Annotated in this window: 13 protein-coding genes; 10 read left to right on the plus strand and 3 right to left on the minus strand. The window is 48.9% G+C overall.

What is annotated here, in order from left to right:
• The first annotated feature begins 171 nt into the window (after positions 1-171).
• From FXO21_RS21845 to FXO21_RS21855, 3 genes are all read left to right on the plus strand, one after another.
• A complete protein-coding gene (locus tag FXO21_RS21845; protein ID WP_149642069.1) occupies positions 172-1,179 on the plus strand; it encodes a glycosyltransferase family 4 protein in 1,008 nt (335 codons plus the stop codon).
• Positions 1,151-2,476 carry a glycosyltransferase family 4 protein gene (locus FXO21_RS21850; RefSeq protein ID WP_149642070.1) on the plus strand — a complete coding sequence of 442 codons (1,326 nt, stop codon included), beginning with the start codon at positions 1,151-1,153 and terminating at the stop codon, positions 2,474-2,476. The genes FXO21_RS21845 and FXO21_RS21850 overlap by 29 nt, the downstream gene beginning before the upstream one ends.
• Positions 2,477-2,726: 250 nt before the next feature.
• Positions 2,727-3,665: an NAD(P)-dependent alcohol dehydrogenase gene (locus tag FXO21_RS21855; RefSeq protein WP_149642071.1), complete on the plus strand. Its 939-nt coding sequence runs from the start codon at positions 2,727-2,729 to the stop codon at positions 3,663-3,665.
• A 5-nt stretch (positions 3,666-3,670) separates the two neighbouring features.
• Here FXO21_RS21855 and FXO21_RS21860 read toward each other — a convergent pair whose 3' ends face one another.
• The 3 genes from FXO21_RS21860 to FXO21_RS21870 all read right to left on the minus strand — a co-directional run bounded on the left by FXO21_RS21860 (position 3,671) and on the right by FXO21_RS21870 (position 5,534).
• A complete protein-coding gene (locus FXO21_RS21860; RefSeq protein WP_149642072.1) occupies positions 3,671-4,168 on the minus strand; it encodes a DUF1579 domain-containing protein in 498 nt (165 codons plus the stop codon).
• 169 nt (positions 4,169-4,337) lie between these two features.
• Positions 4,338-4,694 carry a hypothetical protein gene (locus FXO21_RS21865; protein WP_192579293.1) on the minus strand — a complete coding sequence of 119 codons (357 nt, stop codon included), beginning with the start codon at positions 4,692-4,694 and terminating at the stop codon, positions 4,338-4,340.
• A 144-nt stretch (positions 4,695-4,838) separates the two neighbouring features.
• Positions 4,839-5,534, minus strand: coding sequence for a DUF3800 domain-containing protein (locus FXO21_RS21870; protein WP_149642073.1), 696 nt, complete (start codon positions 5,532-5,534; stop codon positions 4,839-4,841).
• A 192-nt stretch (positions 5,535-5,726) separates the two neighbouring features.
• Here FXO21_RS21870 and FXO21_RS21875 point away from each other — a divergent pair, with 192 nt between their 5' ends.
• From FXO21_RS21875 to FXO21_RS21905, 7 genes are all read left to right on the plus strand, one after another.
• Complete coding sequence (locus FXO21_RS21875) at positions 5,727-6,332, plus strand: RNA polymerase sigma factor (RefSeq protein ID WP_149642074.1); 606 nt, start codon at positions 5,727-5,729, stop codon at positions 6,330-6,332.
• A gap of 60 nt (positions 6,333-6,392) precedes the next feature.
• The gene (locus FXO21_RS21880; RefSeq protein ID WP_149642075.1) at positions 6,393-7,442 is read left to right on the plus strand and encodes a FecR family protein; all 1,050 of its coding nucleotides are present in this window, start codon (positions 6,393-6,395) and stop codon (positions 7,440-7,442) included.
• 342 nt (positions 7,443-7,784) lie between these two features.
• A complete protein-coding gene (locus FXO21_RS21885) occupies positions 7,785-11,201 on the plus strand; it encodes a TonB-dependent receptor (RefSeq protein WP_149642076.1) in 3,417 nt (1,138 codons plus the stop codon).
• Between the two features lie 20 nt (positions 11,202-11,221).
• Positions 11,222-12,721: a RagB/SusD family nutrient uptake outer membrane protein gene (locus FXO21_RS21890; protein WP_149642077.1), complete on the plus strand. Its 1,500-nt coding sequence runs from the start codon at positions 11,222-11,224 to the stop codon at positions 12,719-12,721.
• Positions 12,722-12,736: 15 nt separating this feature from the next.
• Positions 12,737-14,836 carry a sulfatase-like hydrolase/transferase gene (locus tag FXO21_RS21895; protein ID WP_149642078.1) on the plus strand — a complete coding sequence of 700 codons (2,100 nt, stop codon included), beginning with the start codon at positions 12,737-12,739 and terminating at the stop codon, positions 14,834-14,836.
• Positions 14,837-14,982: 146 nt separating this feature from the next.
• The gene (locus FXO21_RS21900) at positions 14,983-15,582 is read left to right on the plus strand and encodes an RNA polymerase sigma factor (protein WP_192579294.1); all 600 of its coding nucleotides are present in this window, start codon (positions 14,983-14,985) and stop codon (positions 15,580-15,582) included.
• 200 nt (positions 15,583-15,782) lie between these two features.
• Positions 15,783-16,919: a FecR family protein gene (locus tag FXO21_RS21905; protein ID WP_149642080.1), complete on the plus strand. Its 1,137-nt coding sequence runs from the start codon at positions 15,783-15,785 to the stop codon at positions 16,917-16,919.
• The last annotated feature ends 160 nt before the right edge of the window (positions 16,920-17,079 follow it).

Genomic DNA, 17,079 nt, shown 5'->3' on the forward strand with positions numbered 1-17,079 from the left:
CTTCCCAGCCGCGAAACAGGTGTGCCTGGAAGTTAACTCGCTGTGCTCGGGATGTTTCCGTTCATTTTTCTCAGAGATTTCGTAATTGCCTGATATATATGAAAGCGTTTGCCGGGTATTGGCACCGTTTTTTACAAGCGCCGATCTGTTCAAAGCGAAAACGCAGTAATTATGAATGGAATCGACGTTGAAAACCGGAGGCTAAGGGTCTTTACCTGGCACATTCACGGGAGCTATTTATACTATCTTTCACAAGGGGATTACGATATTTTTATCCCGGTAAAACAGGACAAACCGGAAGGTTACTATGGCCGGGGAGAAACGTTTCCGTTTGGGCCGAACGTAATCGAAGTGCCGGCGGAACAAGTCAGGAACATGCAGTTCGATTGCATTTTGTTTCAGTCGGAACGAAATTTTCTGATCGACCAGCACGAAATCCTTGCCGACTGGCAGAAGACAATGCCCCGCGTATATGTGGAGCACAACACACCCGAAAAGCACCCGACCAACACCCGCCATGTGATGAGCGACCCCGCTGTGACGATGGTCCATGTTACGCACTTCAACAAGCTAATGTGGGACAATGGTAATACACGTAATGTACAGGTGATTGAGCATGGGGTTTGCATTCCGCCGGTGATTTATCAGGGCGATATCCCGCGTGGTATTGTGGTGATCAATCACATTGAGCAGCGCGGCAGGATTACGGGCTGGGACGTTTTTGAAGAAGTACGGAAACACGTGCCGCTCGATCTGGTTGGCATGGAAACTTCCGGCTCAGGCGGGTTGGGGGAGGTACTTAACCCGCAGCTGCCCGAATTCATCAGCCACTATCGTTTTTTCTTCAATCCAATCCGATATACCAGCTTCGGCCTGGCGGTTTGCGAGGCGATGATGACCGGAATGCCGGTGGTAGCCCTGGCCACAACCGAATATGTAACCGTCATCGAAAATGGCAAATCCGGATATACAGATACCAACATCGGTAAGCTGGTCGACAAAATGAATACCCTGATCAGAAATCCTGTCCTCGCTCAGAAAATGGGCCAGCATGCAAAACAAGTAGCACTTGACAAGTTCGGTATCCGGCGATTTACCAGCGAATGGGAAAGGGTTTTCCGGGCGACGATTCAATTAAACTTCCACAATCATGAAAAGGAGAATAGCATTTATCAGTGAGCACGCATCGCCGCTGGCTGTATTGGGCGGAGTTGATAGCGGCGGACAAAACGTGTATGTGGCCGAAATTTGCAAATCCCTGGCTGCACTGGGATACATCATCGATATTTTCACCAGAAAGGATGCCGCTGTTCTGACAGAGGTCGTAAGCTGGTTGCCGGGGATCCGCGTGATCCACATGGACGCCGGTCCGGCGAAGGAAGTTCCCAAAGAAGCCTTGCTGGGATATATGGACGAATTCACCAGAAGCATGATCACTTTTATCAAAAAACAGCAATTCGATTACGAATTGGTGCATGCGAACTTCTTTATGTCTGGTCTGGTGGCATCGGAGATCAAAAGACGCCTTGGAATACCGTATGTGATCACATTTCACGCACTGGGCAAGATCCGCATGATACACCAGAAGGAAAAAGACGCATTTCCTGCCGCCCGGCTGGATATTGAACAAATGCTGGTTAACGATGCTGATTACATTATCGCGGAATGCCCGCAGGACAAGCAGGACCTGATCGGGCATTACAACGCCGATCCCTCCCGGATCACGATTATTCCTTGCGGGTTCAGTTCGGAAGAGTTTTATCCGGCTTCCAAAGCAAAAGCGAGACAGCGGCTGGGGCTGAAAAAAGATGAGGTAGTGCTTTTGCAGCTCGGCCGGATCGTGCCCCGGAAAGGTATTGACAACGTGATACGGGCGATGCGGTATTTAAAGGATATTCCAAAAGTAAGGCTGCTGGTGGTAGGCGGCTCCGATGACAAGCCCGATTTTTCACGGGACACGGAACTCCGTCGCTTGAAAGAGGTTGCAGAACAGGAGGGAGTTGCCGCTGCCGTGGAATTTGTCGGGCGCAGGAACAGGCAACAGCTGCGCCATTACTATCAGGCAGCCGACTTTTTTATCTCCACGCCCTGGTACGAACCATTCGGCATTACCCCGCTCGAAGCAATGGCCTGCGGTACCCCCGTAATCGGCTCGGACGTCGGCGGGATTAAGTATACGGTTTTGCACGGAGAAACGGGCTTTCTGGTGCCGCCGCATGATCCCAGGAACCTGGCCGATGCGGTGCTGGAAGGGGTTTCCTGCCCTGAGAAATACCGTAAACTTTGCCAAAATGCATTGAAGCGGGTTAATGAAAACTTCACCTGGAGTTATGTGGCCCAAAAAGCGCACCGACTTTATAGCCGCGTGGCCGGTAAGAGAGTTGTAACTCCGCTTTATTTGCTGCAATTGAAAAGATCAAAAAGGAAGCCGGTAGCCGAACCTGTTTTCAGCATACCTGCCTTTGCAGTTTCTTAAAATTTTCCGCAATTGGGGTCAGTAAAATATAGAAAACTCAGAATGATACGCTGGTCGCGTTTTTAGTAAATCAAACAAATTAGATTTCAGCGCGAACAATACTGTCGTTATAATATTTTTCACTGATAGATAATCGAAGATTTTCCGATGGCGCCAGTTTGATCTGGTTCATTGAAATTAGAAGGGGTGCTTGACGGGCGGCATGGTTTTAGCAGGTTGCTTCTCGTTCCATCCAACGTTTTGACATATTATGAGGGCAGCAATCATTGAGAAGTACGGTGAACCGGAAGTTTTTCAAATAAAGGAAATGCCGATTCCCGAGTTAAAAGACGGGCAGGTATTGATTCAAAACAAAGCTTCGTCCGTCAACCCGGTTGATACACTGGTAAGGCAGGGCAAGACAAGGCTGCTGACGGGTTTGTTTGGAGAGCATATCATCGGGTCTGATTTCAGCGGCATAGTGATCAAATCCCAAAGCGCTGCTTTTTCGGTCGGAACGGAAGTGTATGGAATGATGAGTGCTGTAAAAGGAGGGGCTTATGCGGAGATGATCGTGGTAGAAGAAAGCGACGTGGCCGCAAAACCTTCGAACCTGTCATTTACCGAAGCAGCTGTGATCCCCCTGGTTGGCCTCACCGCATGGCAGGGGCTGGTTGTCGACGGCGTGCTCGGCACCGGGCAAAATGTGCTGGTTACGGGATGTACGGGGGGAGTTGGCACGATGGCCACGCAGATAGCAAAACATTTCGGCTGTACTGTTACCGGCACGTGCAGCAGCGAGAATACCGCTTTTGCGAGGGAAGTCGGCGTGGATCACGTCATTCCATTTGACGAAAAGGAGGTACCTGAACAAAAGCAATTCGATCTCATCTTCGACGCAGCGGGAAATTTTACGATCAGCGACCTGGATGGAAGTCTGAAAGAAAATGCCCTTTTTGTGACCACCCGTGCAGGAGCAGACGATCTGACGGGCGCTTTGGAGGCAGCTGTGGATATGCTGTTGCGGAAGCGGATGAAAATCGTAAAAGTAAAGCCCGACATAGCACATTTGTATCAGCTGGCTCGGTTAGCAGAATCAGGGGAATTGAAACCTTATATCGCCGAAACGTTTGGGCTGGAACAGTTGGCCGCTGCCCATCGGAAAATGGAAGAAGGCGGGTTCACAGGAAAAATCGCGGTGGAGATCTGAAAAGTTTATTCTGTGCGGTGGTAAATGGTTTCCGTCGCTTTGTCTTCCTGGCCTTCGGGTGAAATATTATAGGCGGTAATAGTCAGTTGGTTGAGTTCATGGAGCTGAAAAACCGTGCGCCAGCCCCAGGGAACGGGGATATCCGGGCCGCCATAGCTGCCCAGGACAGAAAATCCGTGTTCAACGGAACTGCCTTCCGAAAGCATGATCGCCGTGCCCATATGGAAACTGTCGATCCACGAAACCTGAAATTTTCCATTCGCAAGGTCATACCCGATCGTCGCCGAACCTTCGAAATGCTTGCCGCTGAGGCTACCGCTGTATTGGTACAACAAAAACCTGCCTCCCAGAATAGACTGGATTCTGCCCGTCATGGCCGATTCGTCGGCGACTACGTTTGGTTCAAACCAGGTTTTGGTAACCCCTTCCCATTTCCCGACCATCGCATGAATATGCTGATGAATACCTGACTCCAATGAAATTTCAAATTTTGTCTTGCCCATAGTGTTAGTAAGCGTTTGAAGGTAAGTGGCTAAAATAAGCATAGTTTGAAAGCAATGAAGCTTTACCTGATGCAACTTGCAAACATCCTATATCTGTTTTACTTTTGCTTTGTCATTTCCCAAAGGGAAAAGGACCTGGTGGGCCGCATTACCGTAATTGCGGCAATTTTTATGTCCTGTTAGCTCTAAACCAGTCGAGCCGTTTTTTGAAATACTTCCTATTGAGCTCGCTATCAATGTGAAAGCTGGTGATAACAAGGTAGTCTGGTAAAATCTTTTCCATAATCACCAGAAAATCTTCATCTCGGTACCAATAATAATCTCTCAACCGGCCACTGTCCTCTGGGTATTGAAAGAAAATGATTTCTTCTTCATTTCTATTTTCCAGAATGCAGCGTATCCAGTGTATCCTATTTGCCCGATGCCGGTCAAACATTCTCTGCCTGGACTCCACTTTTCGTGTAATCAGATGAACAAATGTTTCGGGATAGGTTTCAAAGCCGGGAATTGAGGAGTTTTTAAGCACAATTTTTATATTAAGCCCGTCAATTTTAAAGGGATTGTCTATGAAATCTCGCTTAAATTCCTCAAACAAAAGATTGAGATGAGCCTGAGTAGGATCCAGCCCAAGGTTATAAATAAGGTCGCCTAACTCATGCAGATCCATCTCCTATTGATTCTTAGGCTGATGATCAAAAATATTAAACTTTGTTTCCCAGGGCGCTGTGCCTTCATGAAGCGAGAAGCCGGAAGCTTTTTCAAGATAGTGTATGAATTCCAGTTTGGCCTGATGACCCGTGAACTCTTTATTTTCAACGCGTGCTTTGTATGTAATCGCGCCGATAAATAAGTCGGTAAGCTGAAAAAAAATGTTTTCGTTGGAGCGCAAGTGCTGGAAATGTATGAAGGGAGATTTGCCTTTGTGATAGTTATTAAAAACTTCCGTGATCTTTTGAAGCTTCTGTTTCCCCTTAGTGTCCTTTATGTCCATGAAGATCCGGTATTGAAGATCAACCGGATTTGGACGCAACAGGTAGTAGGTTAACTTATAGTAAAAATTATCATGGGAACCTTGGTTGAAATCCTGGTTGTTTAACCGGTCTTTATATTTGACCAAAACACATCGGAATTCTAGGGGTGTACAAAAGAAGAAATCGACCAATTCTTTGTATAAAGCCAATCGCGAAATTGAAAATTTATTCCATTTTATTTCACCCGGTGTCCGGTGACGTCGCTTGATCTCCTCAAATTTCTGGTATAGCTCCCCATACACCGTCGCCGGTACTTTAATGTAGCCAATGCACATGACTGGTATAGAGTCATGTTCTAAGTGGCAGCTTTCGTCGACAAAGAGGTTGTATTTCATTGGACAGCATTTAGCAAAATAAGGTCTTTGACTGACCGGTTACGCTTACTTTAAATGTTCGGCGAACAAAATAAGTCTAATTCCATAAATTCCATCGATTCTTAAAAGCACCCGCCGTTAGCATTTGTTCTCTTAATATAATTATTTTGCGATGAATATGATTCTTTCCTATATCACCATTAGCCCTGTTCCATGAAGACCGTTTCTAGGCAGTCCGAAGAGTCGCTGTGGCAGGCATTTATAGCTGGTGATGATGAGGCGTTTGAGTCTTTGGTCGATCAGATTTATCCCTCCCTTTTTCACTACGGGTCCAAATTCAGCCGGGACAAAGAGCTGGTCAGGGACTGCATCCAGGATGTGTTTCTGAAACTCTGGGAAAGCAGAAAAAGGCTGAACGACAGCATTCCGCCGGCTCCCTATCTTTTTGCTGCGCTGAGAAGAAGGATTCACCGGCAGGCAGAGCCGCCCGCAGGCAGTACGGATGCCAGTTGGGAAGCTGACTATTTCCAGGTTGCTTTCAGTGTGGAAGAAGAATTGATCCGCTCGGAAACGACCAGGGAGCTAAGCCGACGGTTTACCGCATTGCTGAACAGTCTGCCTGCCCGGCAAAAAGAGATCATTCTCCTGAAATACTTCGAAAATCTCTCCCGGGACGAGATCGCAGACATCATGCAGATCAGCCCGCAATCCGTATCCAATACACTTCAGAAATCTTTAAAATGGTTGCGAATAAACTGGTCCTCAGTGGTTTTTCTTACGTTGGCGGCTTTTTGTAAACATTCTGATAAAAATTTTTAATCCGCGGAGGGTATCTGTGACGACGGCGTGTCTATAGTACGCCAAAAGCAATGACCCTGCATGGAATATTTTAGTCAATATACGGTCGAAGAGCTGGCGTTGAACGAAGCTTTTCGTGAGCTGGTACTGCACCCGACTGAGAGTCAGGAGCAGGAATTCCGGCAATGGATCGAGCAGTATCCTGTTGAAGGGCAGAAATTGCTTGCAGCCGCGGACATTGTCCGCGCTGTCCGCATAGAACATACTTCGCTGTCGCCTTCGGAACATTCGGAGGCTGTACAGCAAATATTCGGGCTCACATCCAGAAAGGAAAAAATTCGGCGGTTTATGCCGCTTTACTATTGGGCCGCCGGCGCTGCGGCCATACTGGCGGTGCTCATCGGTTTTTACATGTTACCTGCCCGGAACCAACCGGAGGTTAGCACTATGCCGTCGGAGCAAAATGACCGGCAGGGCTGGGAATGGAACAATACCCGACATGCAAAGCTCATACAACTTGCGGACGGCAGCAGTATATTTCTAAAACCTGGCAGCGCAGTTCGTTATCCCGGCAAGTTTGGGCCGGATCACAGAAAAGTAGAGCTGCAGGGCGAAGCTTTTTTTGAAATCGCCCCCGATCAATCGAAGCCATTTTTTGTGTACGCCAATGCAACTGTGACGAAAGTGCTGGGTACCAGTTTCAGCGTCAGGGCATTTGCCAAAGAGGACAATACGGTTGTGGGGGTGCGGTCAGGCGAGGTAGCTGTTTCTCGCCTCAATGGCAGCAGCCTTGCAGAAGCAATACAGGTTGTGCCGGGACAGCAGGCCACTGTTAATAAGAAAGGCGAAGGTATTTCGAAGTCGCTTTTGAGGTCTGACGACGAGATTAGCTATTTTTTGAGGTCGGCCGCGAACGGAAAGAATATCGAGGTCGTCCATTATCTCAGCATTGCCCGCAAGGCATTTGATATTGACATTTCATTTGACGCTAAAAAATTAAAATCCTGTAAAATCCGCGCAAATTTCGAAGGTATACACCTCCTGGAACAGATCGACGCTATGTGCAAAGCGATCAATGCCAGTTATTCGATTAAGAATGGCGGGATTGTGATTAAGTCGGGCGGGTGTTAGTTTGGCTGTTGGCTTTTAGCTATTAGCTGTTAGCTGTTAGCTGTTAGCTTTAGGCTGTAAGCAATAAGCTTTTTTTGCGGAGGAGCTTCAACTTTGAAATATTCCTAAATCCTTAATTTTTAACCTAACTCCTAAACTCTTAACCAAAAACAATTCCGAACTCCCGAACTCCCGAACTCTAAACTCATAAACTCTAAACTCATAAACTCTAAACTTCTAAACTAAAAAACCGGCAGTGCTGTAACACCGCCGGTCTGTGCTCTCCGATTTTGCATTTTCGACGATACGGATCGGATTGAGCTGGCTTCAACCATTTCCACAGTTCAAAACCATTTTAAAAGTATGAAAAAAAGCATACTCGGCTACTACTATTTTGTTTGGCTAATGAAAATCAGCGCCTTACCATTTCTGATGATGCTGTCGTGTACGGTCAGTGCAATTGCATTGGACGTTGACGCGCAGGACCTGCTCAGAAAAAAAGTTAATATTGATATTAAAAACCGGTCGATCCAGTCTGTGCTCGACGAGATTGAAAGCCATACCACGGTCCGTTTCGTATTCAGTCCTGAACTGATTGGATCGCAGCGTGTTATTTCGATTGCTGCGAAAAACCAGACGGTATTGGAAGTACTGGATAAGTACTTTAAACCGCTCGGCATTAATTACGATGCAACAGAGAAAGTGATCGTCCTGACTCCCGACAGATCCCTGATCAGGCCGGAAACTGACCTGCCCAAGACAAAAGTACAGCCCGAGCAGAAGAAGGTTTCGGGTACCGTTACCGACGAAAAGGGCGCTGGATTGCCGGGCGTGAGCATTTTGGTGAAAGGTACCGCAACGGGAACAACCACTAATGTCGACGGCAGCTTTGCGCTGGAGAATGTAGAAGATGCGGCAGTGCTGATCTTTTCTTTTGTGGGATATATCGCACAGGAAGTGGCAGTAGGAGACCAGTCGGTGTTAAATATTTCTTTAAAACCGGACCTGAAAGAATTGGAAGAGCTGGTAGTAGTAGGTTATGGAACGCAGAAAAAAGTGAACCTGACCGGCGCTATTGCCTCGATTGATTCAAAAGCGATCGAAAACCGTCCGATCACGAACTCTTCACAGGCATTACAGGGTTTGCCGGGTGTTTTTGTGAATATGAACCAGGGAAGGCCGGGTGCAGACGGGGCCAATATCACAATCCGGGGCGCAAGTTCCTATAATACCGAAACCGGCACCGGGCCGCTGGTGCTGGTGGACGGGGTCGAGTTTTCATTAAGAGATGTGAACCCCAATGATATCGAGAAAGTTACGGTTCTGAAAGATGCTGCTTCGGCTGCTATTTACGGAAGCCGCGCGCAAAATGGCGTGGTGCTGATCACGACCAAAACGGGGATGAAAAATACGAAAGTCCGGGTGGATTATTCGGGTTACCTCGGCGTGCAGACGGCAACGCGGCTGCCTGACAATGTGGTGACCAACACGCTGGAATATATGGAAGGCAAAAACCGGGCGCTTGCCAATGAAGGACGCGCCGCCGAATATTCCCCCGAGTTGATGCAGGAATACCGAAACGGTACCGATCCTTACGTTTACCCGAATACAGACTGGTTTAAGCTGATGTTCAGAAGTGCGGCGATTCAGGAGCACAATGTGCGGCTGTCGGGCGGAAGTGAGAAGTCGACCTACTCGGTTTCACTGGGTTACCTGAACCAGAAGGGGGTTTTGCCAGGAAGCGGCGCTCAGAAATATTCTTTCAGTACCAATATCAATTCGGATGTCACACCCTGGCTGACGATCGGGAGCAATGTGATCGCGACCTGGTGGGACAATAACGAAGGCGCATATACTGCCAATGATGCCAACGGTGAAGGTGGGATCATGGGATTGATTTACCGCGGTTTACCCATGCAGACGAACCTGACTGCAAGCGGCGCTTATGCCGACCAGTGGATCCGTGTGCCGGGGCATAACTTTTTCAGAAATCCATACGCACTTTCGCTGGAAGGAAGGCACATTAACAAAAGCCTGAGAGGGATAGCCAACCTTTACGCGCAGGTTAACCTGCCTTTTGACATCAAATACAAAATCACGGTAGCGCCGAACATTTACTTTGAAAACGAGAAATTCAACTACCCGGTTATCCCTATAACTAATACCAAAACCGGCGAAATTGTTAATATGGGCAATATTCCGCCTCGCGGCGTGAAGCAGGAAAGCGGGCTTAACTTTTCTTTCACCAATTTTCACACACTCAACTGGGAGAAGACCTTTAAAGAAAAGCATTACCTGAATGTATTGGGAGGTTTCAGTCTGGAGCAGTTTTCCATCGGCAGGTTCAGTGCACAAAACCAGGGATATCTTGGCAATGAAATCACCGAACTAAACGGCGGAAGCCTGAATCCGCTTGTGAGTGGTACTTCGACCAAATCGCGCATTATGTCCACTTTTGGGCGCATTAATTATGTGTTCAATGACAAATATCTGTTTGAAACGAATTTCAGGCTCGATGGATCTTCCCGTTTTGAGCGGTCGCGCAGGTGGGGTTTCTTTCCGTCGTTCTCTGCCGGCTGGCGGATCAGCGAGGAGAATTTCCTGAAAGATGTGCGTGCGATCAGCAACCTGAAACTGCGGGCTTCGTGGGGACAGCTGGGGAATCAGAACATCCCGCTGTTCAGCTATATCAATGCAGTTGAGCTGAATTCAAGCGGGTACAACACCAATTATTCGTTCAATAACGTCATTTCCAGCGGCGCGGCAGTCAGGACACTGGCGGATCCGACGGTAGGCTGGGAGTCGACGACCGCCAGCAATATCGGCATCGACGGCGGGCTTTTTAACAATAAGCTGACCTTTGAATTCGACCTTTTCCGCAAGTATACCGACGGCATTCTCGCACGTGTGAACCTGCCAGCCCAGGTAGGGAACCTGCAGGGGCCGCTCAGCAATATCGGTTCGGTTTCCAATAAAGGGTATGAGCTGACGGTCGGCTACCGCGACAGGATTGGCGGCGTCAACTACAATGTGGCGGGGAATATCACCCATTTGATCAATAAAGTGGAGAATACGAACGGTGCTATTCTATATAATACCAACAGGATCATTCAGGAAGGCGCTCCGATCAACTCGTTCTTTGGCCTCGAATCTGTGGGGCTTTTTCAATCCAAAGCAGAAATCGACGCGTCGCCTTTTCAGAATAATGTGACCAATCCGGGTGATATCAAATATAAAGACCAGAATGGCGACGGCAAGATCGACAGCGGCGACCGCGTGGTGATCGGGCAGTCTAACCCGGGCTACACCTACACATTTACGGCAGGTGCGGATTACAAGGGTTTTGACTTCGCGATGTTCTGGCAGGGCACATTTAAAATAGATACTTATGTGACAGCCAACCTGGCACAGCCCTATAAAAATGGCGCCGGCGTAACCCGTGACTGGCTTACCGACTCGTGGACACCCGAAAATCCGAACGCATCGCTGCCCAGACTGACTACCGCAAATGGTTATCCTCAAAATTTCCAGGTGTCCGATTTCTGGCTGCAAAGCATCGCCTACCTGCGCTTAAAAAATATTCAGCTGGGCTACTCGGTACCATTGAATCTGGTGAAAAAACTGGGTTTGGGCAAAGTGAGGCTGTATGTGAATGGGCAGAACATGATCACAGTTTCCAAGTTCCGTCTGGGTGACCCGGAGCGGGACCCGGCTGCAGCTGGTATTGTTGCATATCCGATCGCCAAGGTGGTTTCCTTCGGCCTGAACGTTTCATTCTGATCTTTTTAAGAATTTAAAATATGAAAATATATAAACTCATCCTTTCAGCCCTGTTACTTTCCGGCTGTTCCGATTACCTGGACGTAAACCCGACCGACCGTTTTACCGAAGCTACTTTCTGGAAAACCGAAGAGCACGCCAATGCGGGTTTAACAGCTACTTACAGTTCGTTAATGACTGTGTTCGGCGGAAACATAACTGCGACTTTCGATGCGATAACGCCCAATTTTTACAGCTATGATAACCAGGCTGGTGCAGGCAATATCGCCCGCGGGATCCACGACGCGGCCAATACGGGGATTATCAATAACCGCTGGGGCGCAGCCTACCAGGGAATCGGTCGGGCGAATTCGGTGATCGCCCGCGTTCCGGATATTGTGATGGATGAAACGCGGAAAAAGCCGGTGATTGCCGAAGCGCAGTTCCTGCGCGCATTCTTTTATTTCAGCCTGTGGTCGGTTTACGGCGGCGTCCCGCTCATCACCGACCCGCCGGTAAAGGAGCAGGGAGACCTGCCGCGTAATACTGCCGAAGAGATCGAAACACAAATGCTCACCGATCTCGACGCCGCTGCCGCTGCATTGCCAGCCACCGTTACCGCTGCCAATAAGGGACGGGTAAGCAAGGCAACCGCACTCGCCCTGAAAGCACGTATTTTATTGTACGGCGGTAAATGGGCCGCTGCTGCGGAGGCTTCCAAAGCAGTGATTGACCTGAAATCCAATGCATTGTTTCCCGATTACCGGGGGCTTTTTATGCCGGAAAACGAAGGGAATACAGAGGTGATACTCGATGTGCAATACAAGCAGCCGGAATTTACCCATAGCAACGATATCCAGTTTGACCAGTTCAATTCCTTTGCCCCGACGCAGAACCTGATAGATGAATACGGACTTACAGATGGAAAGTCGATCAAAGATTCGCCGTTGTACGATCCGGCAAAACCGTTCGAAAATCGTGATCCCAGGCTAAAAAATACGATCATTTACATAGGAAGCCAGTTCAAAGGCAAGCCGGTTGTAGCTGCAACTTATCCGCAGACGGGGTATGGATTGAAAAAAGGGACTACCTACAAAGATGCCGAAGCTTCACCGGCGGGAAAGGTCGACAATATCTCTGATCTCAACGTAGTCCTGATCCGCTATGCCGAAGTATTGCTCACTTATGCCGAAGCTCAAAATGAGGCTGCGGGGCCGGATGCATCGGTATATGCGGCTGTAAACCAGGTGCGTAAGCGTGCAGGAATGCCCGATTTTCCGGCAGGACTTACGCAGGCCGCCATGCGGGAACGTTTGCGCCACGAGCGGAGGATTGAATTTGTAGGGGAGGGGCTTTATTATTTTGACTTAAAACGTTGGGAAACGGCAGATGTAGAGCTGAATAAGGAGGTAACTAATTATCTGGGCAAAGTCGTGGATAACCGCTCATTTAACCCGGAACGCGATTACCTTTGGCCTCTTCCGACCACGGCATTGCAGACAAATCCCAATCTGGATCAAAATCCTAACTACAACCGGTAAGCAAATCAAGATAGTATGAAGAGATTCAAAATCAGTACGTTAACAAGTTTTTATATATTGCTGCTTGCGGCACTGGCCGGTTTTCCGGTCGCGGCGCAGCAGAAAAAGGCTGCCAAGCCAAACATCATTTTCATTCTCGTGGATGACATGGGCTGGGGCGATGTGGGGGCTTTCTGGCAAAACCAGCGGACAAAGAAAAATGACCGCAGCGAACCCTGGCAATTCACGCCCAGTCTCGACGCGATGGCAAAAAGTGGTGCCATGCTGACCAACCACTATTGCGCCGCGCCGGTATGCGCCCCGTCGCGGGCGTCGATCCTGCTCGGGGTCAGTCAGGGACACTCGAATGTGCGCGACAACCAGTTTGACAAGGAATTGCAAAACACATTTACCATCGGGAATGTATTGCAAAAGGCAGGCTATAAAACCGGTTTGGTAGGCAAATGGGGCCTGCAAGGGCTGAAAGCAACCGAACCCGAGTGGCCTGCTCACCCGCTGAACCGTGGTTTCGACTATTCCTATGCGTACATCAAACACGTAGACGGCCACGAGCATTATCCGAAAGAGGGCATTTACAGGGGAAAAAAGAAGGTTTGGGAAAATAAAACGGAAGTTTCCGACGGGCTCGACAAATGCTTTACGACCGACCTGTGGACAGCAGCCGCGAAAAACTGGATCGTGAAAGAAACAAAGACGGGCAAAAAAGAAGAGCCTTTTTTCCTTTACCTTGCCTACGACGTCCCGCACGCTGTGCTCGAACTTCCTACACAGCAATATCCCGCAGGCGGCGGCTTGAGGGGCGGTTTACAATGGCTGGGTACTCCCGGCAAAATGATCAATACCGCAAGCGGGGAGCCCGATTCCTACGTGCATCCCGATTATGCCAATGCTACTTATGACGATGACAAAAATCCGTCGACACCCGAAAAGCCGTGGCCGGACACTTATAAACGTTACGCAACGCTGTGCCGCCGCATTGACGACGGGATAGGTGATATTTTCAAATTGCTGACAGATCTCAAAATCGATCAGAATACGATGGTTGTATTCACTTCCGACAATGGTCCTTCCGTCGAATCGTATCTGCCGAAAGAATACGCGGATTACAGTCCCGAGTTTTTCAACAGTTTCGGCCCGTTCGACGGGATCAAGCGGGACGTTTGGGAAGGCGGGGTGCGCGTACCGACGATCGTGAGCTGGCCCGGACAGATTCCGGCCAACCAGGTGATCGACGCCCCAAGTGCCTCGCACGACTGGCTGTCGACATTTGCCGATGCGGCCCAGGTTCCGTCGCCCGCACGTGCGGACGGTGTAACGCTGCTGCCGCGTTTGACCGGCAAGGGGAACAAAACCGAAAGTCTGGTTTACATCGAATACGACCAGAACGGTAAAACCCCCGATTTCGAAGAGTTTTCGCCGAACCACAGGTCGCGGAAACGGAACCAGATGCAGAAGATCCGGAAGGGAGATTTCGTGGGGGTGAGGTACGGGATCAACTCGGCTGAGGATGATTTCGAGATTTATAATGTGGTAAAAGATCCGCAGGAAACCAAAAACTTGGCTGCCGATCCTGCATTCAGACAAATGCAGCAGGATTTCAAAGCGCAGGTATTGCAGGTACGCCGCCCCGACGCGGAAGCGCAGCGACCTTATGACAATGCATTGATCCCGCCGGTTGCGACCAGGGCGACCAAGTCCGGTCTGCGGTTTAAGGTTTACAAAGGGATTTTTCCCTGGGTGGCTGATTTGAAGGACGAAAAGCCTGCCGAAGGAGGAGTTTTGTCTTCGCTGGATTTTTCTAAAATTAAAACCAAAACCGGCCTGATTGTATTGGAGGGAATGGTGCGCATTGACAAAGACGGTACTTATCAAATGACTATGTCGGGTAACAGCGGTTTTTTGATGAAACTACACCAGGCCAATGTCCTTGACGGAAGTTTTGAGGGGCAAACTGACCAGCAGGCAGCCGCCTCGGTAGCGCTGAAAGCGGGCGACCACCCGGTCAGGATCTTTTATCATATCAAAGAAGGTAAAGCGCCGCTATTGACAATGAACTGGCAGGCGCCGGGCGGCGACGCCGGGCATGTTCCGGCCGGGGCATTTGTTCACAACTGATATTCCCGGATTATATTTTGGTGCAAACGTAGGGAGGATGAGGCTTTTAGTCCATCCTCTTTTATGTATATGTTATATGTATTTAAAAAGCTTTTTTAGGACTGCCTTATAATTTATATTTGATCATCCCCTCAATCCCGCCGGAATTGGATCAAAGCAAATCACATGAAGAATCCCTTTGGCAAACCTTCAAGCAGGGGGATAAGGCTGCATTCGGGCAGCTTTATGAATTGCATTACCGGCCACTTTATAACTATGGCTACAAATTGCTTCCCGATGCGGCGCAGGTGGAGGACGCGATCCAGGACCTTTTTATTCAATTATGGCGCACGCGGCAGGGACTTTCAGAAGTTGTTCATGTAAAATTCTATCTGTTCCGGGCATTGAGGCGTGATATTGCAAGACTCTCGTCGCGGAACAGGCATTTTCAGGACATCAACCCGGAGTACGTTCCTGCTGACGACCCGGGATTGTATTTCTTTGAGCAGGAAGAGCAGGAGAAGTTGCTGACCTTGAAACTGATGCGAATGCTCAGCCAGCTTCCCGAACGCCAGCTCGAAGTGGTAACCCTTCGCTTTTTCGAAAACTTCAAAACGGAGGAAATCGCCGCAATCATGGGGATCTCAGAAAAATCTGTTCGCAATACCCTTTACAAGGCATTGACGCACCTGCGCGAACACACCCGGGACCTCGCACCGTTCATGGAATTGCTTTTCCTGCTTTCGATGATTGGAGAGCTGGGTTAAGGACGATTTCGATCCTGATCATAAATTTAATATGGATAAACTTGCTCATGAGGAAACTCGGGTTACTTTTGTCTACAATATCGATAGATTTTATATTTCAGTATTGAAAATATTTTTTGCTTTTCGGGGGGACAGTTTCTGAATTCGTTCCTCTTGTCAGGAGTAAGCAGAAATGTTCTATTTTATATACCTATAATACATTGGAAGGCTACCGCAATGATGCATCGGAAGAATTTATTCAGGATGACCGTTTTCGCAAATGGGTACTATCGAATGACCCGGAAACCCATGCTTACTGGACTGAATTCCTGATAAGGTTTCCCGAAAAGAAGCCCGCGATTTTGTCGGCCAGGGCTATGCTGAATGCGATGCGAAATTTGCAAAACCTGCCAGCTGAGGAACAGGGCGCGCGGATGTGGGAATACATCAATGAACAGACGGAGGTTGCCCCAACGGAGGTTGCCGCAACGGAGGTTGCCGCCGAACCGCAGGTATTGCAAAGGGGGGCGTTACAATTTTCCTGGCGCTGGGCCGCCGCCGCCTGCGTTACCTTGCTGCTATGCTCGCTGGGCTGGTATATAGTTACGAAACGAGTTGAAAACCGGTCCGTTACCTATTCCGGACAGCTCAGTCAGGTGGCCGTGAAAATGAATGAAAAGGTCAATACAACCGAAAAAACACAGCTGATCAATCTGCCCGATGGCAGTTCTGTTGAACTTTCTCCTGGTAGCCGCATCAGCTATCCGGCCACTTTTTCGAGTGAGAAACGGGAGGTATACTTCACTGGAAAAGGTTTTTTTAATGTCGCTAAAAATGAAAAAAAGCCATTTTTCGTGTACGCCAACAGGCTCGTCACGCAGGTAGTCGGCACGAGCTTTACGGTTACTTCTTCCTCGGAAAATGCCAGGGCAAGCGTGGTTGTGAAATCGGGTAAAGTGAGAGTTTATATGCTGGAATCCGCTCGAAAGGCTGGTAGCGGCAGGTCTGCAAGTGCAGTGGTACTTACGCCCAATATGCAGGTCACTTACGATCCAGCGCAGAACCTGCTATCCAAAAGTTTTGTCGCGGAACCCGCCGTGATCAATACCCCGAAAGCATACCCCGATTTTTTGTTTGAAAATACTTCGGTGAGCAAAGTTTTCGAAACGCTGGAAGAATCCTACGGTGTTTCAATAGCCTACGATGCCGCCACGGTTGAAAATTGTGATCTGACAGCCCCGCTTGGGAATGAGCCGCTTTTCCGGAAACTGGATATTATCTGCCAGACCATCGGCGCGACCTACCAGGTGTGGGGAACGGAGATCGTGATATCCGGAAAAGGCTGTAAAACAGAATGATCCTGAACTTTAAAAAGCCGCTTTGCCTATGAATAGATCCTGACCTGCCTCACTTTCAATGAAAAAGCCGGTAATGCTGTCACATTACCGGTCCCAATCCCCGGCCCTGCCGTCTGCAAGTATGCCTGTTCCGACAGGCTAAGGGATTGTTTTGCCCTTT

The organism is Dyadobacter sp. UC 10 (genome assembly GCF_008369915.1).
Classification (GTDB): Bacteria; Bacteroidota; Bacteroidia; order Cytophagales; family Spirosomataceae; genus Dyadobacter.